Here is a 23,204-nt window from a genome sequence, read left to right as displayed (position 1 = left end):
TAAAAATGATTCCTTGTTAAAAAACTACTTAAGTTGATGTTTCTTACCACTAAAACAGCTTCACAGATAACTGGTTGTACTTTGCGTCAATTGCAATATTGGCGAGAACAGGGATTAGTAGTACCAGAGGTAGATGCAACAGGAAAAGGACGTAGTGTATTTTACACCAGAGAAAATTTAGTAGTTTTAATGGTGATGCAGAAATTATTGTCTGGGGGCTTAGATTATTCTCAGGCTTGTGCTGGATTGGAAGCTCTTAAAGAACGAGATCCCCATTTTACGGATTCAAATATTCAAAGTCGTTATCTCTTATCCCATGATGATGATCACAAAATTGTCATTATGGATTTTGAGATCAGTAAGATAGAGCAATGCTTAAAACAAGGGTATCCTGTCATACCGATTTGGTTAGATGAGATTCATTCTTCCTTAACAGAAAAGCTAGATCAGGTTTCTCATAAACAAATTGATCCTGAGAGAAAAAGCAAAAAAGCGGAGAAAAGAGAATCGGAAGCTATAACAAGAAAGAATCGTATTGAGCAGATTTTATCGGCTTTAGGATGGAATATAGTGGACTATACTCCTGATCTTGATAGTTCTCAATTAGTCAGTCATGGGGTAAGGGAATATCCTTTAACTACGGGGAGAGCAGACTATGTTTTATTTGTGAATGGTTTATTAGTAGGAATTATTGAAGCGAAGAGAATCTCGATCGAACCATTATCAGCATTAGAACAGGCAAAACGTTATTCAAAAGGGGCATTTGAAGGAATAGGAAATTGGGAAGGTTATCGAGTGCCGTTTCTGTACTCTAGCAATGGACAGTTAGTCTATTTCCTTGATGTGCGAGAAAAATCGAATTTAGCTCGTGAAATTAGCACTTTTCATACTCCTAGTGCTTTGACAGAATTATTAAAAAGAAAAGTATCTTTCTCCGTTGAGTGGCTTGAAAATAATCCGATCGAACAAAATGAGCATTTAAGACCATACCAAGTAGAGGCGATCGCATCCATTGAAAAAGCTATAGCCGAAGGGCGACGAGAGTTATTGGTGGCGATGGCAACAGGTACAGGAAAAACTTTTACGATCGTTTCTTCTATTTATCGTCTATTGGTTTCTAAAAGGGTGAAACGGGTATTGTTTTTAGTCGATCGTCGAGCATTAGCGGCACAAGCTGTCAGGGCATTTGCGTCCTTTTCGACTCCTAATGGAAAGAAGTTTGATCAAGAGTACGAGGTTTATAGTCAACAGTTCAAAAAAGAAGATTTTGGAGAGGAAGATAAATTTAATTCTAAAGTATTGCCCAATAAATATTTAACTGATCCTTCAGAAGCTCATACTTTTGTGTATGTATCAACCATTCAGAGGATGAAACTTAATTTGTTCGGTAATTCTTCTTCTGATGATATGGAAGATCGTGGAGATTCTGAATTTGAAGATAATGTGGAGCAGTTGCCCATTCCTATCCATGCCTTTGATTTAATCATCTCTGACGAATGCCATCGGGGTTATACAGCTAGTGAAAATGGTTATTGGCGTAGGGTTTTGGATCATTTTGATGCGATTAAGATTGGCTTAACGGCTACTCCTGCCATTCACACTCTTAATCTCTTTCGAGAAGTTGTTTTTCGATATTCTACTGAACAGGCGATCGCCGATGGTTATTTAGTGGATTATGAACAAGTCAATATTAACTCAGATGTAACAATTAACGGGACTTTCCTTCGACAAGGGGAGGTCGTTATCAAAGTCGATCGAGAAACAGGAGAGAAGTTTTATGATCAATTGGAAGATGAAAGAGAATTTAATGCGACTGCCATTGAAAATGAAATAACAGTCCCCGATCGCACCCGTAAGATTATTACAGAGATTGCTAAATATGCTTATCAACATGAGCAGGAAACAGGACGTTTCCCCAAAATATTAATCTTTGCTTGTAACGATTTAGAACATATCTCCCATGCAAATCAAGTGGTATCGATCTGTAAGGAGGTGTTTAACAGGGGAGATGATTTTGTTCAAAAGATTACAGGAAAGGTCGATCGCCCCTTACAAAAAATAAGGGAGTTTCGTAATCGCCCTAATCCTGCCATTGCCGTTACAGTGGACTTATTAACTACTGGTATCGATATACCTGCCATCGAGTTTGTGGTATTTATGCGATTTGTTAAGTCTCGTATTCTCTGGGTGCAGATGTTGGGAAGGGGTACAAGACTATGTAAAGACATCGATAAAACTCATTTTAAGGTGTTTGATTGTTTTAATGGCTCTCTAGTAGAATATTTTGCGGATACTACTGATTTTCGTTTTGTGCTTCCCCGTCAACAGTCTATGCCTTTAAGTCATGTTGTAGGTAATATTGTTTATGATGTCGATCGAGAACGCCATTTGGATATGTTAAATCGGCGGTTACACAGGGTCGATCGCAGTATAGCACCAGAAGCCAGAGAGCAATTAGATTTGTATTTAGATGGTGCTAGTAACAAAGGGTTAGCTAGAACTTTTCATGATTTATTTGATGAACAACCAGAAAAAGCCCTTTCATTATTACAGGATGAAGAATTTATAGATTTTCTGGAAGACTATCCCCGTCGCAGAGCTACTTTTTTAATTGCGGAGGAGGTTGAGGATACTGTTACATCGGAAGTGGTGGTGCAAGGGCAAAAGCCAGAGGATTACTTAACTGCTTTTTATCGCTTTGTCGAGGAGAATAGCGAACAGATAGAGGCATTACAGATATTGTGTCAACGTCCCCAAGATTGGGGAGTGGAAGCCCTAGAGGAGTTAAGAAGTAAGTTGAAGGAGCATCGTTTTACAGAGGATAATTTACAAAGGGCTTATAAGTTAGTCCATCAAAAGGCTTTAGCTGATATTATCTCTTTGATTCGCTCTGCTTTTGATCACTCTTATCCTGTTTATACTGCTGAAGAAAGGGTAGAAAATGCGATCGCATCTGTGACTGATGGCAAACAGTTTACCGATGAGCAATTAGAGTGGTTGGGTTATATCAAGCAACATCTAATCCAGAATCTCAGTATCGATTTAGATGACTTTGAATACGCCCCTATCTTTGAATTGCATGGGGGGAAAGGAAAGGCGAGGAGGATGTTTGGCACAAAACTAGAAAACTTGTTAAAAAAATTAAATGGATCAATTGCTCTACAATAATCCAACTATTTAATATTGAATGAAATAAACTAATTTACATTAGTTCGATCTCGATAGGGATCATGACTTCGTGGATATAATGTTGTAGGCGTTAATTGTTCTATTGAAGCAAGTATTTTTTCTAAAAGTTCTTTGGCATCTCCATTTTCAGATTCGATCAAATCGGAAACAGGATATTCTGGCCAGTAATGTTCGTCATAATATTCTCCTTCGTCAAAAATAGAGTTTTTTGCTACTGACAAAAAGTTACCATATACCTCGGCTTTTTTACAATCAAAACCTATATATATAAGAAAACGAATACAATAATCAGGAGAATCGAAAATATACCATTCTCGCCCCTCATGATCTGACAATAAGTTAATTTCTGATAGTGATTCTTTTTCAAATCCCATTTTTAATAATTCATCTCTGATCCATTTTTCTTTATTTTCTCTTTCTAATTGTTTTTGTCTTTTAGCCTCTATTATTTGAGTTAATTTATTGGTTGACTTATCTGTTGACATATTGATTCACAGTTTGCAAACATTGTAAAGAGATCTACACTTGATCATATCATTCTTAATCAAAAATATTCATTAATGAATCCTCTTTTAGAACCATCAAGTATAGTTAATCAATTATGGGAACTCTCAGAAGAAAATAATAAGGATAAAGATAATGACTATATCGAACAGCTAACCTATCTGTTATTCCTCAAAATGGCGGATGAAAAAGCGATCGACGTTCCCCCTGATTGTGATTGGAAAACTCTTAAAGCCACGTCAGGAGAAGAATTAACCGAACACTATCTCACCCTTATTCGGACGCTACAAAAACAGTCGGGCTTATTGGGTGACATATTCAATCAAGCAATACCTCGCTTTAATAATCCCGTCAATCTGAAAAAAGTAATTAATATTATCGATGAGATTGAATGGACTGCTTTAGATGTGGATGTGAAAGCCGAAGCCTTTGAGGGATTGCTAGAAAAAGCCGCTAGTGAAGGTAAAAAGGGTGCTGGGCAATATTTCACCCCTAGAGTCTTAATAAAGTCGATCGTCCGTTTAATGAAGCCCGATCCTAGAGAGAGTATTGATTTCAAGGTTTGCGATCCTGCCTGTGGTAGTGGTGGTTTCTTGGTATCGGCTTATCAGTGGTTATGTGACGAAACGGAAAAAGTATTCGACAGAAAAGACATTAAACGCATTAAAACCCAAACTTATTACGGACAGGATTTAGTGCCTCGCCCTCGTCGTTTAGCGTTGATGAATCTCTTTTTGCAGGGGTTAGAGCCGACTATCTATCTTGGAGATGCTATCTATGAGCCTGATGGTGGCGATCGATTTGACTGTATTTTATCAAATCCCCCTTTTGGTACGAAGGGAGCGAATCAATTACCCGTCAGAGATGATTTTACGATCGAAACCAGTAACAAACAACTTAATTTTATTCAGCATATCCTCACTATTTTAAAACGAGGTGGTAGAGCTGCGATCGTCCTTCCTGATAACTGTTTATTTGAGGATAAGGCTGGGGAAGTATTTAAGATTCTCATGGAAGATTGTAACGTGCATACAGTGTTAAGACTGCCGAGGGGTACTTTTACGCCCTACTCTCAAGGGGTTAAGGCAAATGTCATCTTTTTACAAAAGGGCTTACCCACCGAAAATGTTTGGATCTTCGATGCTCGTTCAAATGTACCAAGTGTAACCAAAAAGGAACGCCCTTTAACTAAGGCACATTTTGAGGAGTTTGAGCAGTGTTATGGAGATGATCCCAACGGTAGGGCAAAACGGACGGATTTAGGCATTGAGGGGCGGTTTAGATGCTTTTCTCTGGATGAAATTAAGGCTAGGGATTACAAGCTCGATATTACTTGGCTTAAAGATGAAAGTTTAGAGGATGCGGACGATTTACCAGAGCCTGATTTTTTGGCTAGTGAGGCGATTACGGAGTTAGAGGCAGTGGTTGATAGTTTGAAAGACATTTTAGAGTTAATCGAAATTAATGAGGATGAATAAATAATTTGTCATACTGAAGCACCCTCCTAATTGTCATACTGACGTAAGGAAGCATCTCTCGGAGATTCCTCGACAGGCTCGGAATGACAAACAAAAAAGGCTCGGAATGGCATAAATCAACGCTGTAAATGACAAAAAATTAATAACCAGTAAATCAAAGGAGTATGAATTAATGAATTTAAAGGAAGATGATAAGTTACCTGAAGGATGGGCAAATTGTATGTTAGACGATTTACTAATTAGCATACAATCTGGATCACGCCCAAAAGGAGGGGTAAAAGGCATCACAGACGGAATACCCAGTTTAGGTGGGGAACATTTAACTTATAGTGGAGGATTCAATTTTTCATCTATTCGATATGTTCCAGAGTCTTTTGCGAATAAAATGACTAGAGGTAATATTCAAGAAGAAGATATATTAATAGTCAAAGATGGAGCAACAACTGGAAAAACTGCTTATGTAGATCAAACTTTTCCTTTCAAAAAAGCATTTATTAATGAACATATTTTTCTTTGTCGTACTTCAAAATTAATTGATTCAAAGTGTCTATTTTACTATTTGATCTCTAAACAAGGACAAGATGAGATATTAGGCAATTTTCAAGGTTCTGCACAAGGTGGGATTAACTTATCATTTGCACCTAATACAGGGGTTATATTACCTCCTTTAAATGAACAAAAGCGAATAGTTGCAAAGTTAGAGAAATTATTAGCAAAGGTGAATGAGAGTTGCGATCGACTTTCCCGAATACCAACCATCCTCAAAAGATTCCGTCAATCCGTCTTAGCTTCCGCTTGTTCAGGGCGTTTAACCGCCGATTGGAGAAAATCACATCCAAACATCGAACCTGCTGAGGAGCTATTAAAACGTATTCAAAAGGAAAGATTAGATCAAGCTAAAACACCAGCACAAAAAAGCAAAATACAAGAGATATATTTATCTGAAGAAACAGAAGATAATGAATCATTACCAGAATCATGGAATTTTGTAACTTTAAACAAACTCTGTATATCATTTGATTATGGTACTTCGCAAAAATCTTTAAAAGAGGGCAAAGTTCCTGTTTTAAGAATGGGTAATATTCAAAATGGTGAAATTGATTGGGATGATCTGGTCTATTCTTGTGATAAAGATGAAATAACTAAATATAATTTATCTCCTAATACAGTTTTATTTAATCGGACTAATAGTGCTGAAAAAGTTGGTAAAACGGCAATTTATAGAGGCGATCGTCCCGCAATTTTTGCAGGATATTTAATTAGAATCAATAATTGTCCAGAACTTGATCCAGAATACTTAAACTATTGTCTTAACACTCCTTATGCTAAAAATTATTGCAATAGTGTTAAAAGTGACGGTGTTAATCAGTCAAATATCAACGCCCAAAAATTGGCAAAATTTGAAATTCCTTTTTGTGCGATCGAAGAACAAAAAGAGATAGTGAAAAGAGTAAAGGCATTATTCAGAAAATGTGACTTAATCGAACAAAGATACTTAAACGCCAAAGCCTACACCGATAAACTAACTCAATCAATCTTAGCCAAAGCCTTTCGAGGGGAATTAGTACCGCAAGATCCCAACGATGAACCAGCAGAGGTATTATTAGAGAGGATTAGGGAGGAGAAAACCTTAACCGAGAAATCAAGCAAAAGTAAGAAGACAATCGATCGTAAAACCACCTAACCGCCTTGTCATTCATTTCCCCCCTTTGTCATTCCGAACCTTTTTTCTTTGTCATTCTGAGTTTACTAAGAATCCCCCCCAGATGCTTCCTTACGTCAGCATGACAGTAAATAGGTTTATCATTTATTTTTACATCGATTCTTTCAAGTGTTAGGATAGGAATGAAAATGAGCAAAAACAGTTCAGATTTCACACAGGAGGTTTACAAATGGTAACACCAATAGATGTAGCTAATTACTTCATCTCAAAGAGTTTAAATACTGACGGGCAAAAACCAGATAAATTGAAACTCCAAAAGCTCGTTTATTATGCCCAAGCATGGAATGTCACTTTTTATAACAAGTCTCTATTTGATGAGCAAGTAGAGGCATGGCAAAATGGTCCTGTTGCACCTACTTTATACCGATATTGTAAAAATTACCCGTCTGGAGAGTATCCAATTCAATCACAGCAAATAAATATATTTTCAAAGTCTGAGTTATATGTTTTAGAAGAAGTGTTCAGAGTTTATGGAAATCTAAATAGTACCCAACTGAGAAAATTAACCCATAGAGAAACTCCTTGGAGTGGAGCTAGACTAGGGTTATCCAAAAAAGATTCATCGAATGAACCTGTTTTAAATGATGAGATTCGAGCATATTATCAAAACTTTGCCGATCTAAATTCTGAATCACCGAAAATTTTAGATATTGCGATCGAACCTGAAAAAGAAGTAACGGTAACAGCAAAATTTTTAGATGGAACGACTCAAGAAGTTAAACAGTCTGAAATAGTTAATTTTATTTTGAAAAATAAAGATGTATTAACTTCGGAAAAACGAAAACCTAGACGAGCTTTGCTGTCTTTACCTAGCTAAAAACAAATCTTTACATTTTGATTGGTTAAAAATTGAATTGGTCTAATTTCTCCCCCATGACTCCAATTCACTAAGTCTTCTTCGTTTTTGAAACAAGTTACCTCACAACCCGTAAAATATTTATATTCTGTCTTTGGATCATCATTAGCATTACTGTGATATGGTCTTTCTCTGCCTAATTCAATATATACATGAATACTCTTCCCTAACCTTATAACTCCGTAAACTTGCCCATCTGATTTTGCATCTTTGGACTCTTCTTTTGTAATGCTTACAGTAATATAGCTCATATAAGTTATTAATAGACTAAAAAGAATACTATATATGGTGTTAATTATAAATTAATAACACTATATATAGTGTAAAACTAATTTCGAGTATTTTTCATTTCACAAAAACCAAGTCCACATCGATCGCACTTACCAAAATCCCAGAGAGAAGGAATCTTAAACTTAGCACCACAGTTAGGACATTTACACAAGAGTTTTAAATCATGTCGATCGCACTTCCAACGAGACTTATATTGCCATTCAATACGATGGAAAGGGGATTCACCATAACAAGCCCCACAAAGGCGAATAGGCTCTAATTTCATCGGTTCGGAAGGTAGCATAGCCTTTAATTGAGACAACTCTAAACCCAATAAATTACCTAAAGCAGTCAACTCCTGATCAGATGGGAAAGGATTATGTCTGAACTTCTCCCAACGAGTAACAACGCCCCTAATTCCTGCCAATTCACCTAAAGCACTGGTACTAAGATAATTTCTTCTTCTTACCCTTCCTAGAAAATGACTTAAACTCTCCCCCTCTAAAGGTTCGATCGGTAGTAACCAAGTCTTAATATCCGTATCCAACATGAATAAATAACCTCCTTAATTTGCCTTCCTTGTTGTCATTCTCCGCCTTCCTTGTTGTCATTCCGAGCTTGTCGAGGAATCTCTCCCAGATGCTTCCTGTCGTCAGCATGACAGTTAAAAGCATTACCTCACTATGACAAATTGAATCATGAGTATTCTCTTGCTACCTCCTGTAAAATATCCTTTTCAATGCTTTTTTTGCCCCTTGAAAGAGATTTAATCGCTGCCTCTCGTAAAAGTTCATCCAATCTGCCGATATAACCCTCCGTTGCTTTTGTAATAATTTTCAACATATCGGTTTTCGTTAAATTAGAGGCAACAGGCAATTTTAGAACCTTCTCCTCCCAGATAAATACTGTTTTTTTGAAATCCTCTCCTGTTAATTTACCGAATCTACGATGCGATCGAAATCTGTTGTAAACCTGTTCATCTCTTTTAATGACAGCCTCTAGCCGATCAGTTCCCACCAATACCACCGAAATTTCTAACTTATCACTAATATCTCTCACATCAGGAAAGGTATCAGGTTTTAGGCGATCGGCTTCATCCACTATCAACATTTGTACGTCACAGGCTTTTAATACTGGGAGCAGGTCAAACTTGCAGAACAAAAAAACTACTTGACTAAGAAATATAGGTAGGTTACATTAAATTAATCATAATCCTTTTTTTTTGACAATGACACCAGAACAACAAGCAGAAATAAATTTATATCTTCAAGGTATTGCTCGTATTCTTTATCAAGAATGTGATCCCTCTCAACTAGATAATTTAGCAGTTATCGAAGAAACTGTTAGACAACAAACTCTTGAATATATTACCCCACAAATAGGATTTTTTTTATCCAAAAAATCACCGAAACTCAATCAGGACGACTCAGATACATCAGAAGTATTCTAGGTAAATTACCCATAACAGAAAAACAAGCTATCAGATTAAATTTAAACACAAATCAACGAATTAGTCCTTATTTAGAAAAATGTTGTGTCAGAGCTAGTGCCAATGTTTCTTATGAAAATGCGGCTCGGGATGTGGAATATTATACGGGGATGAAAATATCTGGGAGAACCCAACAACGAATTATACATCGTTATCAATTTCCAGAAATAGCTACGGAAGAACAAATCGAAGAAATTAGTCTCGATGGTGGCAAGGTAAGATTAAGAACAGAAGAAAAAGGAGAAAGTTGTGTTTGGCGCGACTATAAAGCGATTTGTGTTAATCAACAAGAAAGAAAAGCGTGGTTTGCACAAAATGAAGAATTAATCCATTGGGTGAATCAACAAAAACTATCAGAACCGTTAACCTGTTTGGGGGATGGACATTCTGGAATTTGGAACATCATTAAACAATTAAATCCAGATGGTGAAAAAAGGGAAATATACTCATCAAGGTTATAATCTGATGTTGCAAAATGTACAGTTGCCTTTTGCCTACTTGCCTTTTGCCTACCTTCACCAAACTCAAGTTATACCCTCGCCAAGTATACTTGATTGGTATCATTTGATGGAAAATTTAAACAAAGTTGGGGGGAGTAAAAAAGATTAAAAGAAGCGGAAAATTTACTTTGGAGAGGAAAAGTAGATGAAACAATCACACTAATATCTGGGATGAAGAAAAAACAGGCAGAAAATTTCTGTAATTATCTCAAGACTCACCGACATCGTATCATCAATTACGGCTATTATCAGGAAGAACAAATTTGTTCCATTGGTTCTGGGGCAGTGGAGTCAACGGTAAAACAAATAGATCGGCGACTCAAAATTTCTGGTGCACAATGGAATAAAGAAAATGTCTCTCAAGTACTCAAACATAGATGTGCATATCTCAATAATTGTCTTTAAGCACTCAATAGTACTTTTGTTTCGCAGAACTGACCTGCTCCCATTGGAAGTGAGTTAATGACGCTTAATAAGACTAAATCTTTGTAGTTTGATTTTTCTATTGTTAAAATGCTTCTATGATTCGGGTTCGTTTAGCGGAGATCCATGGTAATTAGCAAAACATCGAATTATATAATCTTCTGAAAATTACACCTGAAACCTGCAACCTGAAACCTGCCCTTATCAAACATTCTTGCATCGAACTGAGGTTAAATTAATAGTTCCACTACAGATAAGTACATAAACCATCCAAGCCAGAGTTTTAAGATGACGTAAATTTTTGTAAGTGGTATGTTGACGAAACAAATTAAATAGTTGATGATAAATAGGAGCTTTTAACTGTTAACTAATAGTTTATTATAGTTGTTTATACCTACTCACGGGATAAAGATTGACATTTTTTTTAAAATATGTTAGCTTTTAATGAAGTCGATAACCAAGACTGTTAAAACTATTTAATTTAAAGATTAAATTAAATAAAAAATTAGTTATTATTCAAGATTAATCAATTAATTAGAATAATAAAAGTAGGGTGGGTTACACCCGAATCAACGCTTGTGGACAGTATCAAGCCGACTTGACTGGTAGAAGCAAGAAGTAAACGTCATAGGTAACTATGAGTAAGTTTTATATAACAGTACAGATAGACATAATTTGTTTAATTCTGAATTAAAAAACAAATTTTAGTGTGCCATAAATTATGACACTTTTTTCGTCTATTCACATTGATTTCTCTGGATTTGAGATAATTGTGTCAGTCAGTCAGATTAAAGACTATAACTTGCTTAAAAACTGTTCACACTTTTATTTAATTAAGTTGTTTTTTTGCTTTTTGCCAAAGAGATTCTAATTCTAAAATATTATATTCTTCTAAGGGTCGATCGACATATTTTTCCATTAAAGAAAGACGTTTAATAAAGCGATTATTTGTACCTTGTAAAGCGATCGTTGGATCTAGTTTATACCATCTAGCAATGTTGACGATCGTAAATAATAAATCTCCTAATTCTTCTTCGGCATGAAGCATATTTTTTTGTTCAATAGCTTCTTGAAATTCGGCTAATTCTTCCCTAAATTTATCCCACACACCCTCAGCATTTTCCCATTCAAAACCAATTTTAACGGCTTGTTTCGAGATTTTTTGACTAGCCATTAAAGGAGGTAAACTACGGGCATAAGTTTTGAGTTTATCACTAAGTAAATTAGACTCATTTTTATCTGCTTTTTCCTGTTGTTTAATCACCTCCCAATTATGATGAATTTCGGCTTCGGAAGTCACTTCTAAATTATCAAAAACGTGGGGATGACGGCGAATTAATTTAGCGGTGATAATTTCGGCTATATTTTCTAAATTAAAATACTCTTTTTCTTGAGCTATTTGGGCTTGTAAAACAACTTGCAATAATAAATCACCTAATTCATCGGCAATGGCTTCTTGATTTTGGGAATGTAAAGCATCAACTACTTCATAGGCTTCCTCAATGATATAGGGTATCAAAGATTGTTGGGTTTGGGCTAAATCCCAAGGGCATCCTCCTTCTTTCGATCGAAGTTGTGCGACAACTTGAATTAATTTATCCAAAGCCTTGAGAATTTGTTGATTAACGGATTCACTGATATTCATAATTAGGGGTTGCGTCATCGTCTTGACATGAGAGTAGGATTTAAAAGACAGGTGGAGTAATTTAATAAAATTTTGTATCTTTAACAAGTTATTATCTGATGTTATCATGTAATCAACTATTAGGAAATTATCCTTACATTTGTCGAGATATTTTTTTACCTTGAAGATTACAATTAATAAAAATTTTCGCCCCTAATCCCCAAAGTTGAGGGAATTAAAGAGGGATTGTCCACAAATCATTTAGGATTGCTATATGTTATCTTTTGATCAAAAAATTTTTCAACTTTTAGATAAAATTATTGAATATACTGGAGCAAATAATAACTTAAAATCAAATTTAGAGAAAGGACTTTCTTTTACTGAAATGGAAAAGATGCTGGAAAATTTTCCTTATCAAATTCCCGAAGAAATTGAACAATTATATCATTGGCATAATGGCATAAATTATTATTGTGAATTAGAATTATTCCACTATCATACATTTTTACCGTTAGAAAATGCTTTAGCTATTCGTCAAGATTGGTTAAAATTGAATCAAGAACAATATCTAATCTATCCTCCAGAATTATTACCAATTTTTGCATTTGAAGGAGAATACTATGCAGTAGAGTGTAGTTTTGAAAAAGAAAAAACAGGTAAAATTTGGTTTATTTATCATGAAAATCTTTGTGTTTATAATAGTCTTGAAAGTATGTTAACTTCTATCTTAGAATGTTATCAAACTCATGGTTATAAAATTGTTAATATAGCTGGAGATTTTGAGACGGAAATTAATGAACAAAAAGTTGCCCAAATAAAACTAAAATACAATTCTGTTAGACAAGAAATATATGATCAACTAATTAATTATAATGAATTTTATGTTCATCCTTAAGTAAAAAAACAATTTATTTTTATATCAATTATGACAATCAAGTTAAATAAAATTTGGCAATGGGTAGGATTTGCTTTAATTACGATCGTACTCATTATTGGCAATCGTCAAGGGGTGTTAGCAGACGTTACCCCTAGTTATAAAAATTTACAGTATCCTCCTTTACCAGAAATCGTCATCCCAGATTATGAGCGGTATCAATTAAAAAATGGTATGGTAGTTTATCTGATGGAAGATCATCAATTACCCTTAATTAGTGGTAGTGCGATCGTGCGTACTGGTTCTCGTTTTGAGCCTTCTAATCAAGTCGGTTTAGCTTCCTTAACGGGGGATTTGATGCGTTTAGGGGGTACAAATAATCATACACCAGATCAATTAAACTCTATTCTCGAACAAAAAGCAGCAGCCATTGAGACTTCTTTTGGTACAACTTCAGGCAGTGCTAGTTTTTCCTCTCTGAGTTATGATTTAGAAACGGTTTTCCCTCTTTTTGCGGAAGTGTTAAAATCTCCCGCCTTTGATAATCAACAATTTGAGTTACAAAAAACCAGAGTTAGAGGAGGCATCGCCAGAAGAAATGACAACCCCGGACAAATTGCTAGACGAGAATTTCCTAAACTAATTTATGGGGAAAATAGCCCCTATGGTCGTACTATTGAATATGAAACTCTTAATAATATCGATCGACAAGATTTAATTGATTTTTATGGTAAATATGTTCGTCCTGAAAATATCATTTTAGGCATCGTGGGAGACTTTCAACCCGAAGCAATGAAAGCAACCCTAGAAAAAACCTTTAGTGATTGGCAAGTTACCACTCCATCTCCTAACCTAGTAACCACTTTACCCCAACAAAAAAATAGTAGCGGAATTTTTATTGCAGATCAACCTCAATTAACCCAAAGCAACATTTTATTAGGGCATTTAGGGGGTAAATTAAAAGATGCCAATTATCCTACCCTAAGCGTTATTAATGGGGTTTTAAACGGTTTTGGAGGGCGATTATATAACGAAATTAGATCACGGCAAGGGTTAGCATATTCAGTATATGGTATGTGGAGTGCTAACTATGATTTTCCGGGGGTGTTTATCGCAGGAGGGCAAACTAAAAGCGAAACTACAGGACAATTTATTAAGTCAACCATAGCAGAGATCGATCGATTAAGGGAAGATTCCATCACAGAAGATGAGTTAAATTACGCCAAAGATTCTATTCTCAATTCCTTTGTTTTTCAGTTTCAAAATCCCACTCAAACTCTCTCTCGATTGATGACTTACGAATATTATGATTATCCTTCAGACTTTATTTTTAACTATCAAAAAGCGGTAAAAAATACCACCATTAATGATGTGTTAAAAGTTGCCCAAGAATATTTAACTCCTGATAAAATTGTTACCTTAATTGTAGGCAATCAAACAGTGGTAAAAGAGCAATTTAAGGACTTTAATCAACCTATTAATACCGTTGATATTTCTATTTAGGGTTTGGTTTGTAGTTTTTTGTTAGGTAAGGGTTGAACAATGTTTAACCCTACATTTCATAGAATTTTGCGTCCTTGTCTCTTTGCGTCTTTGCGTGACAATTTTACTATAATTATTTAACCGAACCTGATATAAATTTTCTTTATTGAAAATTTGATAGTCAACTGAGATAAATTAAGTAAAATTCAGAATATGATTAGCTGTTATTTCCGCTTGTTCCAAGTGCGGTACATGACCACAATTTTTAATCCAAATTAGTTTATTCTCAGGGATTAATTCTTGAAATTCAGTGGCTGATTTTGTGCCTAAAATCTTGTCATTTTCACCCCAAATGGTTAAACAAGGTTGTGGAATCTTAGGTAATTCAGAGGCAAATGAGCCATAACCGCCACTTTTCGTAAAACTAATTAAGGCTTGATTCCAATACTGACATTCTAGGTGTAATCCTGCACAAGTTAAGGCATCTTCGTGGGCAAAAGTTCGATCGAAATATGCCGTCTCACTAATACTCTGTCTAACTTTTAAATTGCGTAAAAATTCTGTGGCTAAAAATCCTAAAGGGGGAAATAAGAATTTGCCGATGATGGGTTGTTTAAGTAATCCTCCGCTATCGAGTAACACTAATTTTTCTACAGCTTGAGGGTAAGATAGACAAAAATCTATGGCTGAAGCTCCTCCCATAGATGCACCTATAAGAATCACTGGTTTTTGAATCATCTTGAGCCAAAATTGATAGAGATGCTGTTTAATAGTATCAGGGGAATAGTCGATCGAACTCTGACGATTAGTAAAACCGAATCCGAGTAAGTCTAAAGCCCAAACTTGATGATTATGGCTCAAAAATGGCATTAAACGGCGAAATTCTAGCAAAGAGCTATCAAAACCGTGTAATAAAAGTATGGGTGGTTTTTCTTTTCCTGTTACGGCATAACTTGTATTAATAGGTAAGGGAGAAAAAGCCACTTCTACAGGGGTAAATTGTATTTGTTGAAAAAGATTAATCGATGTTGATTCTGTGAGTTTTTGCGATCGATCGAGGATAATTTGAGATAACATTAAAATCTAATAAGTACAGTATAAATCAAAGTTAAATCTTGACAAAAAACCTACTATCTTCGTCATCAGAGGTAGCTAAATTGTCAAATTTCAATAATTATTTTTGTTTTTCTAATTCTTCCAGAACTTTGTCACTTTTTTTATTGTTATACTTATCATTTTGCAACATATCTTCGTTAAATGCTCCCATCAGAGTACCATTAATCGTGTTTCTTGTGTTAGCACTAAAATCACTTAAAGGAGAGGGCAAAAACTTATCACCATAAGCGACAAAAACGATCATATAAACGGGGAAGAATTGAACTAACTTGATACTAATATTCTTTAACAATCCCCCAAAACCATTTAAAAATTTAATATTAACGTTCATTTTTTTAGTCCTTAATATAGATATTTTTTCGTATTCTTAATTTAACAAAAATTTACGATTTATTTTGTACTTTTAGTGCGTAATCTTTAAATCTATTTAAATCAGCTTGAATGGTGGACTCTACGATTTGTCCTAAAAAGAGATTATCCATTAATGCTCCGAGTATTCCGGGTATGCGATAGGCAATAGTTAACCGAACAATACTACTATTATGTCGATCGTAAAAACGTACCGCCCCCCGATTCGGTAAACCATCCACGGATTCCCATTGGATAATTTGATTGGTTTCCAGCTTCACAATACGAGATAACCAACTAAACTCAAAACCACCACTAGCTAATTTCCAACGAGACAAATCAGGATCATCGGGTAAAATGGAAACAGATTCAATCCATTTCATCCAACGAGGCATTTGTTCTAAATCTGACCATAAACTCCATACTAGCTCGATCGGGACATCAACTTCAACTTGTACACTATGTTCTAACCAATTACTCATTATGATAAATAGTACCCAAAATATATCTCTCTATCAATAATAACCGAAGATCAGGAGTTAGATATTTGATGTTCTTATTATCGATGCTTGAAACGTAAAATTTTACGTCTCTACCTAAAATATAGTCGATGTCTATTATAAACAAAATAAGTAAAAATTTTAAAACTTGAGAAACAAAAATAGATTAACTATGAAAAATACTATAAAAAATCAAAATCAAATACTAGATAAAGAGAAAGTATTAGAAGTGATCAAAATACAAAAGAATTTGTTTGAAAAATATCAGATAAAAACTTTTGCTTTATTCGGTTCAACTGCTAGAAATCAAGCCACAGAAAACAGCGATTTAGATTTTTTAGTGGACTTTGATAAATCTCCTACTCTGAGTATGTATATGAACTTAAAATTTTATTTAGAAGAATTATTTAATAAACCTGTGGATTTAGTAACCATTAAATCCATAAAACCTATAATTAAAGAATCAATTTTAGCAGAAGCAGTCTATGTCGAGAACCCTTAAACTATACCTTGAGGATATTGATAATTGTATCGATAAAATCAATAAATATATCAAAAATATTAGTCAAATAGAATTTTTAGGGAATGAATTAATTTATGATGCCGTCATTCGCAACCTTCAAATTATAGGGGAAGCGACTAAAAATATTCCTGACACCATTAGGATTAAATATCCCCATATTGATTGGCGAAGTATTATTGGACTAAGAAATATTATTGTTCATGCTTACTTTTCCATTGATGATGATATTTTATGGAATACTATCAAAATTGATTTGTTTTCCCTACAAGAATGTATTAAGATTATTACAAAAACTGAGAATTTAGATATTAAATAGATTAACAATTGTTATAGTTCCAAAAAATATAGTCAAATATCACATTGACTTGGAGTCCATTTCAGGTACTCCCCTTCATCTTTTGTTTCGTTGATGTTACCAACCGGGGGTGAACTACGCACCTCTCTATCCCTTCCACAAATGCTTTAGGGAATGCTTTTCTCAATATGTTATAACTTGCATTTACATCAGCATTGATCAGTTTTCCACTGCCACTACGATATAAACCTCTTTTTATTCTTCTGCCACTAAATTTTACTTTTTCTTCCTCTCTTACAACCCCATAAGTCGGCATTTCATCTAAGTCTAAAAAACTGGCTACACTTGTATAGGATTCCTCTCTTTCTATTACTGTTATTCCCACTAATTGACATTTATATTTTATTTTTTCTATCAATTTATTATGGGGAATACTCGTAAAATTTTGATTATTTCTTTTTCCCAATTCCACTTTTTGTTTCCAGTTTTTATTTTTTCCTATTACTAAAGTATCTATTTCTGACTCTAATAACAGATTTACTAAATAACTACTTACTTTATGAAAGTAATCATTTATTTTTTCCTCTCTTTTTCTTGTTAACAAACTTAGACGATTTGACCAATATTGTCCCAATGGCAGTTGTTTTTGTAATTTAGCTTTTTTGAGATTATAAAATTGATTTATGCTCTTTAATATCCGCCCGTTAATCAGAATTGGGGTGAATCCTTGCTGATTTGATGTTAACGCTATTAAATTGTTTATGCCTAAATCTATAGCAGCTATTTTTTCTGTTTTATCTTTTGGTTTTACCTCCTCTTTTTCATAAATTACCTCTATGATATAGTAGTTATTTTTGGGAATTACTCTCACTTGATGTAACTTTTCTCCCCGAATTTTAGTAGGAAAATAAAAGTCTAAACCCGATAATTTAATTAATCCTTGTTTTAAACTCTTTTTACTTACAGCTTGAGCGGTATAAATCACTAAATGTCGTCCATTTTTGTCTTTATATTTAGGTAATTTAGGTTTTCCTAAAAACTTTTCTGGATGTGATTTATACTCTTTTATACCTGCAAAAAAAGAACTCCAATTTTGTTCTAAGTTTCTCAGGGTTTGTTGAGCGACTTTAGCTGGTAATGCTCGATATTCAGGAGTTGATTTTAAGACTTTATCAAGGAGATTATAGCTCGAAAATTCTCCACAAAAAATCAGGCTTTGTCGGATATTATAGTTAGCTTTATTGTACAGATTTTTAGAAGCAAAACACACTTGATCTAGTGATGACCAAAAAGAGTGAATTTTTGTAATAATATGTCTTTCGACTAACTGCATAATCCAATCAAGGGGAGTAATGATAATTTAATGTTACTATAAAATGAAGGAAATTAAGAACAATTCTCTTTTTTTATCAGATTTTCAGCTAATACTTGACATTATTTGTCTATATTTGTCTATATTTTCATTAAAGTTTTATCATACTATGCTATTTTCAAAAAAATTTTAAGGGAAATTTTACGCCCAACAAGATACAATTGATAGCATAATCTACAGATCATTCAAAAAATTAATATGGAAGTAGAACAGATTTTAAAAGCATATAGTCAAGGAGAAAGAAATTTTAGTCATATTAAACTCATTGAAGGAGAAATTATTAAACAAAATTTATCCCAAGCTGATTTTTCTCAAAGCGATTTGCGTCAAGCCAGATTAGGACGGACAGATTTTACTTTTTGTAATTTTAATGAAACTGATTTAAGTGAAGCTATCCTTTGGGGTACAGATTTTAGTTTTGCAAATTTATCTCAAGTCGTTTTAAGAGATGCAGATTTGAGTAGTGCAAAATTGCTAGAGACAAATCTGGAAAATGCTAACTTAATTAAAGCGATGTTTTGTGGTGCGAATCTAAGTCACGCTCAATTATCTCATAGTATCATCATAGACGGGGATTTTCGTCCTAATTGTGATCACCGCACCAATCTTTCCCATACAAATTTTCGTAAAGCGAATTTAAGTTATAGTAATTTATCCCAAGTATTGTTCTATCAAGCTAATCTACAGGAAGCTAAATTATGTCGATCGCACCTAAACACTACGAGCAAATATGATAACCTCCCCACAGATTTGACAGAAGCAGACTTAAGGGGTGCAGATTTAAGTTATGCAGATTTAACAGGTGCTATATTAGTTAAAGCAGACTTAAGAGGTGCAGACTTAACAGGCACAATCTTAAAAGATGTCAATTTTCTCGATGCTATCTTCGAGTAACTTTTAGGCTTCCTCATTTTCAACATAATTATTTCAAAAAGACGATGACAACATTAAATACAGTGACAGTAAAACCAAATTGGCTAAGGGTAAAAGCACCCCAAATTCAAAGAGTGGGAAGTGTGAAAGATATTTTAAGAGATTTAAACTTAAATACCGTGTGCGAGGAGGCTTCTTGTCCTAATATTGGGGAATGTTTTAACGCTGGTACTGCTACATTTTTAATTATGGGTCCAGCTTGTACTCGTGCTTGTCCTTATTGTGACATCGATTTTGATAAAACACCAAGAGGACTTGATGATACAGAGCCATTACGATTAGCCGAAGCAGTAAACAGACTCAAATTAAATCATGTTGTGATCACTTCTGTCAATCGAGATGATTTACCTGACGGTGGTGCGAGTCAATTTGTGGCTTGTATTCAAGAAATTCGTAAGATTTCTTCTCATACTTCGATCGAAGTCTTAATTCCCGATTTATGCGGAAACTGGGAAGCCTTAGGGGTTATTATACAAGCTCAACCAGAGGTTTTAAACCACAATACGGAAACCGTAAAAAGATTATATCGAAAAGTGCGCCCCCAAGGAGAGTACGATCGATCTCTAATGTTGCTCCAAAAAACTAGAGAATTATCCCCTAAAATCTATACAAAATCAGGGATTATGGTAGGTTTAGGAGAAACTGACACAGAAGTAAAACAAGTAATGAAAGACTTACGCGCCGTTGACTGTAATATTATGACGATCGGACAATACCTACAACCTTCCCCCAATCATTTAGCCGTGAAAGAATTTATCACTCCTGCCCAATTTGATTCGTGGCGTGAATACGGAGAAAATTTAGGATTTGTACAAGTAGTTTCATCACCTCTCACTCGTAGTTCTTACCATGCCGAAGAAGTCAGGAAATTAATGGAAAAAGGGAAATAGTGATAAAATTTTCATGATTAATTACTCAGATGTTATCATTATCGGCGGTGGCGCTGCTGGTTTCTTTGGGGCGATAAATACCGCCCAACACCATAAAAATTTTAAAATTACCATCCTAGAAGCCACACCAAAAGTGTTAGGAAAAGTCAAAATTTCTGGAGGAGGTAGATGTAACGTTACCCATCATTGCTTTAATCCCAGTGACTTAATTCAGAATTATCCTCGTGGTGGAAAAGAATTAAGAGGTGCTTTTTCTCGTTTTCAACCTCAAGATACGATTAATTGGTTTGAAAGTAGAGGAGTTAAATTAAAAACCGAAGATGATGGGAGAATTTTTCCCGTTACCGATGACTCTCAAACTATTATCGATTGTTTAGTCAAAAATGCTCAACAATTAGGTATCAAAATATTAACTAAAACTCCCGTAAAAGATATTCAAAAATCAGAATTAGGCTTTAATGTGATACTTAAATCAGGAGAAATATTAACCACAAAAAATCTTTTAATTGCCACAGGAAGCAACCCTTTAGGATATGAATGGGCGAAGAAATTAGGGCATTCTATTCAACCTCCTGTACCTTCTTTATTTACTTTTAAAATTAATGATATAAGAATTAAAGATTTGGCAGGTGTTAGTGTCCAAAATGTACATCTACAACTAGATATTAAACAAAAGAAAAAACTCGAACAATCAGGGGCATTATTAATTACTCATTGGGGTATAAGCGCTCCTTCAGTGTTAAAATTGTCAGCTTGGGGAGCGAGAATTTTACATGATCATCAATATAATTTACCTTTAATTATTAATTGGCTTCCTGCCTACAATTTAGACTCTATAAGAGAAGAATTACAGCAAATAAAAACTACTCTTACTAAACAAAAAGTTATTAATTATAATCAGTTTAATTTACCTAAAAGACTCTGGCAAAGTTTAGTTAATTATAGTTTAGCTAATAGTGATAAAATTTGGGCTGAAATTAATAAAAAAGAAATGGATAAATTATCGATCGAACTCACAAAAGGAAATTATTTAATTCAAGGAAAAGGGATGTTTAAAGATGAATTTGTTACTTGTGGTGGGGTAACATTAAAAGAGGTGGACTTTAAAACGATGATGAGTAAAATTTGTCCTAATTTATATTTTGCTGGAGAAGTTTTAGATATTGATGGTATCACGGGAGGATTCAATTTTCAAAATGCTTGGACAACTGGATATATAGCAGGAAAGGGAATTAGCTAACTATGTTAAGTATTAAAAATTTGACTAAGTTTTACAGTAAAAAAGAGGTTTTAAGTAACTTTAATTTAGAGATTAGTTATGGAGAAATTTATGGCTTATTGGGGGCAAATGGAGCAGGAAAAACTACCACAATTAATATTATCTGTGGATTGTTAAATTATGATTCTGGAGAGATTTTAATTAATGGGCAAAAATTAAGTAAAAAATCTAAATCTTTATTAGGAGTTGCACCTCAAGAAAATTTACTTTATTCTCAACTTACCTGTGAAGAAAATTTAAGATTTTTTGGGCAAATTTATGGCTTAAAAGGCACTCAATTAAAAGCGAATATTTATGATAAACTAAAAGCCGTTAATTTATTAGACAAAAAAGATTCGATCGTATCGACATTAAGCGGAGGAATGCAAAGAAGATTAAATATAGCCATTGCCTTAATACACAACCCCAAATTATTAATTTTAGATGAGCCAACTACGGGATTGGATATAGAATCTAGGTATGAAATTTGGCAATTAATCTTAAAGTTAAAACAAGAAGGAATTACCATCTTATTAACAACTCATTTTCTCGAAGAAGCCGAAAAATTGTGCGATCGAATTGGTATCATGAAAGAAGGTAAAATCATCCAAGAAGGTACTTTAAACCAATTAAAACAAATCATTCCTGCTAAAGAATTAATTGTGATTAAAACCCTAGAAGAAGAAAAAGCCATTAGACAAGGAAAAAAACAAGGTTTTACTTATTCTTATTATCAAGATGAATTAGTCTTTTTAACAGCGGAAATATTAGATTTATCAGAAATAATCAAAGGTTTTGAGGGGGTAAATTTAACTTCTATCACCAAAAAACCCATTAACTTAGAATATATTTACCTCAAATTGACAAAAACCCAAGGTTAAAAATGAAATTTTTTTTTTCGGAAAAACCCTTGACATGACTTGACAAAAATGTTAAATTTATTATAATGGGAATATTTTAATTTTTGCAAATAGATACAAAGATTCCCATTATGATCTTTATATTTTCTATTATTACCAATTAATGATCAAAAGTCAAGGAAAAAAGCAAAATTTTTCATTGGCTTATAATCGTATCCGTTTTTCTTCTGTGTTTCCTAGTGAACAATTAATTTCTGTTACCTATATAACTTTTTTCATTTTTTTATTAAATCTTCACAAAATCTTCACAATTGTTCGTTCTAATGGAAATATCAACAAAAGATTTTAATGAAAATAAAGAGAAATGGCAAATCAAACACACTTAGAAAATATTACGTCATTATCAGCTGCGGAGTGGAATACTTGGAGACAAGAAAATCCTCATATTGTACCTGATTTAAGAGGTGCGGATTTAAGTGGTTTAAATTTGAGTCATTTCAACCTTAAAGAAACGAATTTAATCGAAGTTGATTTGAGTCAAGCGACTTTGATTGAAACTAATTTATCGAAAGCTAATTTGATGAAAGCTAATTTGACAAGAAGTTATGGTAGAGATGCCAACGTTAGTTTAGCTAATTTGCAGGATGCTAACTTTTATGGTGGTTACTTTACGGGTTCTGATTTTAGCAGATCATGT

At 34.1% G+C, this 23,204-nt stretch carries 21 protein-coding genes and 2 pseudogenes; 14 read left to right on the top strand and 9 right to left on the bottom strand.

The window, feature by feature from the left end; all coding sequences use genetic code 11:
- Positions 1–36 precede the first annotated feature (36 nt).
- On the top strand, positions 37–3,168 hold the full coding sequence (locus SYN6308_RS00145; protein ID WP_017292396.1) for a type I restriction-modification enzyme R subunit C-terminal domain-containing protein: 3,132 nt from the start codon (positions 37–39) through the stop codon (positions 3,166–3,168).
- 29 nt (positions 3,169–3,197) lie between these two features.
- Here the strand turns inward: SYN6308_RS00145 and SYN6308_RS00140 are convergent, their stop codons facing one another.
- Positions 3,198–3,674 carry a hypothetical protein gene (locus tag SYN6308_RS00140; RefSeq protein ID WP_017292395.1) on the bottom strand — a complete coding sequence of 159 codons (477 nt, stop codon included), beginning with the start codon at positions 3,672–3,674 and terminating at the stop codon, positions 3,198–3,200.
- A 75-nt stretch (positions 3,675–3,749) separates the two neighbouring features.
- Here SYN6308_RS00140 and SYN6308_RS00135 point away from each other — a divergent pair, with 75 nt between their 5' ends.
- From SYN6308_RS00135 to SYN6308_RS21275, 3 genes are all read left to right on the top strand, one after another.
- Positions 3,750–5,171, top strand: a complete 1,422-nt coding sequence (locus tag SYN6308_RS00135) for a class I SAM-dependent DNA methyltransferase (protein ID WP_017292394.1) — start codon at positions 3,750–3,752, stop codon at positions 5,169–5,171.
- 172 nt (positions 5,172–5,343) lie between these two features.
- Positions 5,344–6,855: a restriction endonuclease subunit S gene (locus SYN6308_RS23175; RefSeq protein ID WP_017292393.1), complete on the top strand. Its 1,512-nt coding sequence runs from the start codon at positions 5,344–5,346 to the stop codon at positions 6,853–6,855.
- 208 nt (positions 6,856–7,063) lie between these two features.
- The gene (locus SYN6308_RS21275; protein ID WP_017292391.1) at positions 7,064–7,711 is read left to right on the top strand and encodes a Panacea domain-containing protein; all 648 of its coding nucleotides are present in this window, start codon (positions 7,064–7,066) and stop codon (positions 7,709–7,711) included.
- Here the strand turns inward: SYN6308_RS21275 and SYN6308_RS21270 are convergent.
- The 3 genes and pseudogenes from SYN6308_RS21270 to SYN6308_RS21265 form a co-directional block, all read right to left on the bottom strand.
- The gene (locus SYN6308_RS21270) at positions 7,708–8,001 is read right to left on the bottom strand and encodes a hypothetical protein (protein WP_017292390.1); all 294 of its coding nucleotides are present in this window, start codon (positions 7,999–8,001) and stop codon (positions 7,708–7,710) included. The genes SYN6308_RS21275 and SYN6308_RS21270 overlap by 4 nt on opposite strands.
- A gap of 77 nt (positions 8,002–8,078) precedes the next feature.
- Positions 8,079–8,570: a TniQ family protein gene (locus SYN6308_RS00115; protein WP_017292389.1), complete on the bottom strand. Its 492-nt coding sequence runs from the start codon at positions 8,568–8,570 to the stop codon at positions 8,079–8,081.
- A 146-nt stretch (positions 8,571–8,716) separates the two neighbouring features.
- Positions 8,717–9,160, bottom strand: a pseudogene (locus tag SYN6308_RS21265) (TniB family NTP-binding protein); the annotation flags it as partial.
- A gap of 88 nt (positions 9,161–9,248) precedes the next feature.
- Here SYN6308_RS21265 and SYN6308_RS25925 point away from each other — a divergent pair.
- Positions 9,249–10,414, top strand: a pseudogene (locus tag SYN6308_RS25925) (ISKra4 family transposase).
- An 847-nt stretch (positions 10,415–11,261) separates the two neighbouring features.
- Here the strand turns inward: SYN6308_RS25925 and mazG are convergent.
- Positions 11,262–12,077, bottom strand: coding sequence for a nucleoside triphosphate pyrophosphohydrolase (mazG, locus tag SYN6308_RS00095; protein ID WP_026101825.1), 816 nt, complete (start codon positions 12,075–12,077; stop codon positions 11,262–11,264).
- Positions 12,078–12,330: 253 nt separating this feature from the next.
- On the opposite strand from mazG, the gene SYN6308_RS00090 reads away from it, so the two are divergent.
- Both SYN6308_RS00090 and SYN6308_RS00085 read left to right on the top strand, forming a co-directional pair.
- A complete protein-coding gene (locus tag SYN6308_RS00090) occupies positions 12,331–12,951 on the top strand; it encodes an SMI1/KNR4 family protein (RefSeq protein WP_017292383.1) in 621 nt (206 codons plus the stop codon).
- 30 nt (positions 12,952–12,981) lie between these two features.
- The gene (locus tag SYN6308_RS00085; RefSeq protein ID WP_017292382.1) at positions 12,982–14,433 is read left to right on the top strand and encodes a M16 family metallopeptidase; all 1,452 of its coding nucleotides are present in this window, start codon (positions 12,982–12,984) and stop codon (positions 14,431–14,433) included.
- A gap of 174 nt (positions 14,434–14,607) precedes the next feature.
- On the opposite strand, the gene SYN6308_RS00080 is transcribed toward SYN6308_RS00085, so the two are convergent.
- From SYN6308_RS00080 to SYN6308_RS00070, 3 genes are all read right to left on the bottom strand, one after another.
- Entirely contained in the window at positions 14,608–15,489 is an 882-nt protein-coding gene (locus SYN6308_RS00080) for an alpha/beta fold hydrolase (RefSeq protein ID WP_017292381.1), read from the bottom strand.
- A 97-nt stretch (positions 15,490–15,586) separates the two neighbouring features.
- Positions 15,587–15,859 carry a hypothetical protein gene (locus SYN6308_RS00075; RefSeq protein WP_017292380.1) on the bottom strand — a complete coding sequence of 91 codons (273 nt, stop codon included), beginning with the start codon at positions 15,857–15,859 and terminating at the stop codon, positions 15,587–15,589.
- Positions 15,860–15,911: 52 nt separating this feature from the next.
- Positions 15,912–16,358, bottom strand: a complete 447-nt coding sequence (locus SYN6308_RS00070) for an SRPBCC family protein (RefSeq protein WP_017292379.1) — start codon at positions 16,356–16,358, stop codon at positions 15,912–15,914.
- A gap of 190 nt (positions 16,359–16,548) precedes the next feature.
- On the opposite strand from SYN6308_RS00070, the gene SYN6308_RS00065 reads away from it, so the two are divergent.
- Together SYN6308_RS00065 and SYN6308_RS00060 are read left to right on the top strand one after the other, a co-directional pair.
- Positions 16,549–16,878, top strand: coding sequence for a nucleotidyltransferase family protein (locus SYN6308_RS00065; protein ID WP_017292378.1), 330 nt, complete (start codon positions 16,549–16,551; stop codon positions 16,876–16,878).
- The gene (locus SYN6308_RS00060; RefSeq protein WP_017292377.1) at positions 16,862–17,215 is read left to right on the top strand and encodes a HepT-like ribonuclease domain-containing protein; all 354 of its coding nucleotides are present in this window, start codon (positions 16,862–16,864) and stop codon (positions 17,213–17,215) included. The genes SYN6308_RS00065 and SYN6308_RS00060 overlap by 17 nt, the downstream gene beginning before the upstream one ends.
- Positions 17,216–17,276: 61 nt before the next feature.
- On the opposite strand, the gene SYN6308_RS00055 is transcribed toward SYN6308_RS00060, so the two are convergent.
- Complete coding sequence (locus SYN6308_RS00055) at positions 17,277–18,527, bottom strand: RNA-guided endonuclease InsQ/TnpB family protein (protein ID WP_017292376.1); 1,251 nt, start codon at positions 18,525–18,527, stop codon at positions 17,277–17,279.
- 237 nt (positions 18,528–18,764) lie between these two features.
- On the opposite strand from SYN6308_RS00055, the gene hetL reads away from it, so the two are divergent.
- From hetL to SYN6308_RS00025, 5 genes are all read left to right on the top strand, one after another.
- Positions 18,765–19,460 (top strand): heterocyst differentiation pentapeptide repeat protein HetL, encoded by a 696-nt coding sequence (gene hetL / locus SYN6308_RS00050; protein WP_017292375.1) that lies wholly within the window; start codon positions 18,765–18,767, stop codon positions 19,458–19,460.
- Positions 19,461–19,504: 44 nt separating this feature from the next.
- Positions 19,505–20,389: a lipoyl synthase gene (gene lipA / locus SYN6308_RS00045; protein ID WP_071590968.1), complete on the top strand. Its 885-nt coding sequence runs from the start codon at positions 19,505–19,507 to the stop codon at positions 20,387–20,389.
- Between the two features lie 13 nt (positions 20,390–20,402).
- Positions 20,403–21,629 carry a BaiN/RdsA family NAD(P)/FAD-dependent oxidoreductase gene (locus tag SYN6308_RS00040; protein WP_017292373.1) on the top strand — a complete coding sequence of 409 codons (1,227 nt, stop codon included), beginning with the start codon at positions 20,403–20,405 and terminating at the stop codon, positions 21,627–21,629.
- A 2-nt stretch (positions 21,630–21,631) separates the two neighbouring features.
- Positions 21,632–22,528 (top strand): ABC transporter ATP-binding protein, encoded by an 897-nt coding sequence (locus tag SYN6308_RS00035; protein ID WP_017292372.1) that lies wholly within the window; start codon positions 21,632–21,634, stop codon positions 22,526–22,528.
- Between the two features lie 343 nt (positions 22,529–22,871).
- Positions 22,872–23,204, top strand: a 333-nt coding sequence (locus SYN6308_RS00025; RefSeq protein ID WP_017292370.1) for a pentapeptide repeat-containing protein, incomplete at its 3' end; no start/stop codon positions are given.

The organism is Geminocystis herdmanii PCC 6308, assembly GCF_000332235.1.
GTDB lineage: Bacteria > Cyanobacteriota > Cyanobacteriia > Cyanobacteriales > Cyanobacteriaceae > Geminocystis > Geminocystis herdmanii.
The sequence above is the reverse complement of the archived record's forward strand: the minus strand, read 5'-3'. Positions and strand labels throughout refer to the sequence as shown.

What these genes read in the sequence shown, in the direction of transcription:
- lipA (WP_071590968.1), top strand. Translation starts at nt 19,505, where the DNA reads ATGACAACATTAAATACAGTGACAGTAAAACCAAATTGGCTAAGGGTA.
- SYN6308_RS00090 (WP_017292383.1), top strand. Translation starts at nt 12,331, where the DNA reads ATGTTATCTTTTGATCAAAAAATTTTTCAACTTTTAGATAAAATTATT.
- SYN6308_RS00060 (WP_017292377.1), top strand. Translation starts at nt 16,862, where the DNA reads ATGTCGAGAACCCTTAAACTATACCTTGAGGATATTGATAATTGTATC.
- SYN6308_RS21275 (WP_017292391.1), top strand. Translation starts at nt 7,064, where the DNA reads ATGGTAACACCAATAGATGTAGCTAATTACTTCATCTCAAAGAGTTTA.
- SYN6308_RS21270 (WP_017292390.1), bottom strand. Translation starts at nt 8,001, where the DNA reads ATGAGCTATATTACTGTAAGCATTACAAAAGAAGAGTCCAAAGATGCA.
- SYN6308_RS00055 (WP_017292376.1), bottom strand. Translation starts at nt 18,527, where the DNA reads ATGCAGTTAGTCGAAAGACATATTATTACAAAAATTCACTCTTTTTGG.
- SYN6308_RS00040 (WP_017292373.1), top strand. Translation starts at nt 20,403, where the DNA reads ATGATTAATTACTCAGATGTTATCATTATCGGCGGTGGCGCTGCTGGT.
- SYN6308_RS00145 (WP_017292396.1), top strand. Translation starts at nt 37, where the DNA reads ATGTTTCTTACCACTAAAACAGCTTCACAGATAACTGGTTGTACTTTG.
- SYN6308_RS23175 (WP_017292393.1), top strand. Translation starts at nt 5,344, where the DNA reads ATGAATTTAAAGGAAGATGATAAGTTACCTGAAGGATGGGCAAATTGT.
- SYN6308_RS00085 (WP_017292382.1), top strand. Translation starts at nt 12,982, where the DNA reads ATGACAATCAAGTTAAATAAAATTTGGCAATGGGTAGGATTTGCTTTA.
- SYN6308_RS00080 (WP_017292381.1), bottom strand. Translation starts at nt 15,489, where the DNA reads ATGTTATCTCAAATTATCCTCGATCGATCGCAAAAACTCACAGAATCA.
- SYN6308_RS00075 (WP_017292380.1), bottom strand. Translation starts at nt 15,859, where the DNA reads ATGAACGTTAATATTAAATTTTTAAATGGTTTTGGGGGATTGTTAAAG.
- SYN6308_RS00035 (WP_017292372.1), top strand. Translation starts at nt 21,632, where the DNA reads ATGTTAAGTATTAAAAATTTGACTAAGTTTTACAGTAAAAAAGAGGTT.
- SYN6308_RS00115 (WP_017292389.1), bottom strand. Translation starts at nt 8,570, where the DNA reads ATGTTGGATACGGATATTAAGACTTGGTTACTACCGATCGAACCTTTA.
- hetL (WP_017292375.1), top strand. Translation starts at nt 18,765, where the DNA reads ATGGAAGTAGAACAGATTTTAAAAGCATATAGTCAAGGAGAAAGAAAT.
- SYN6308_RS00070 (WP_017292379.1), bottom strand. Translation starts at nt 16,358, where the DNA reads ATGAGTAATTGGTTAGAACATAGTGTACAAGTTGAAGTTGATGTCCCG.
- mazG (WP_026101825.1), bottom strand. Translation starts at nt 12,077, where the DNA reads ATGAATATCAGTGAATCCGTTAATCAACAAATTCTCAAGGCTTTGGAT.
- SYN6308_RS00135 (WP_017292394.1), top strand. Translation starts at nt 3,750, where the DNA reads ATGAATCCTCTTTTAGAACCATCAAGTATAGTTAATCAATTATGGGAA.
- SYN6308_RS00140 (WP_017292395.1), bottom strand. Translation starts at nt 3,674, where the DNA reads ATGTCAACAGATAAGTCAACCAATAAATTAACTCAAATAATAGAGGCT.
- SYN6308_RS00065 (WP_017292378.1), top strand. Translation starts at nt 16,549, where the DNA reads ATGAAAAATACTATAAAAAATCAAAATCAAATACTAGATAAAGAGAAA.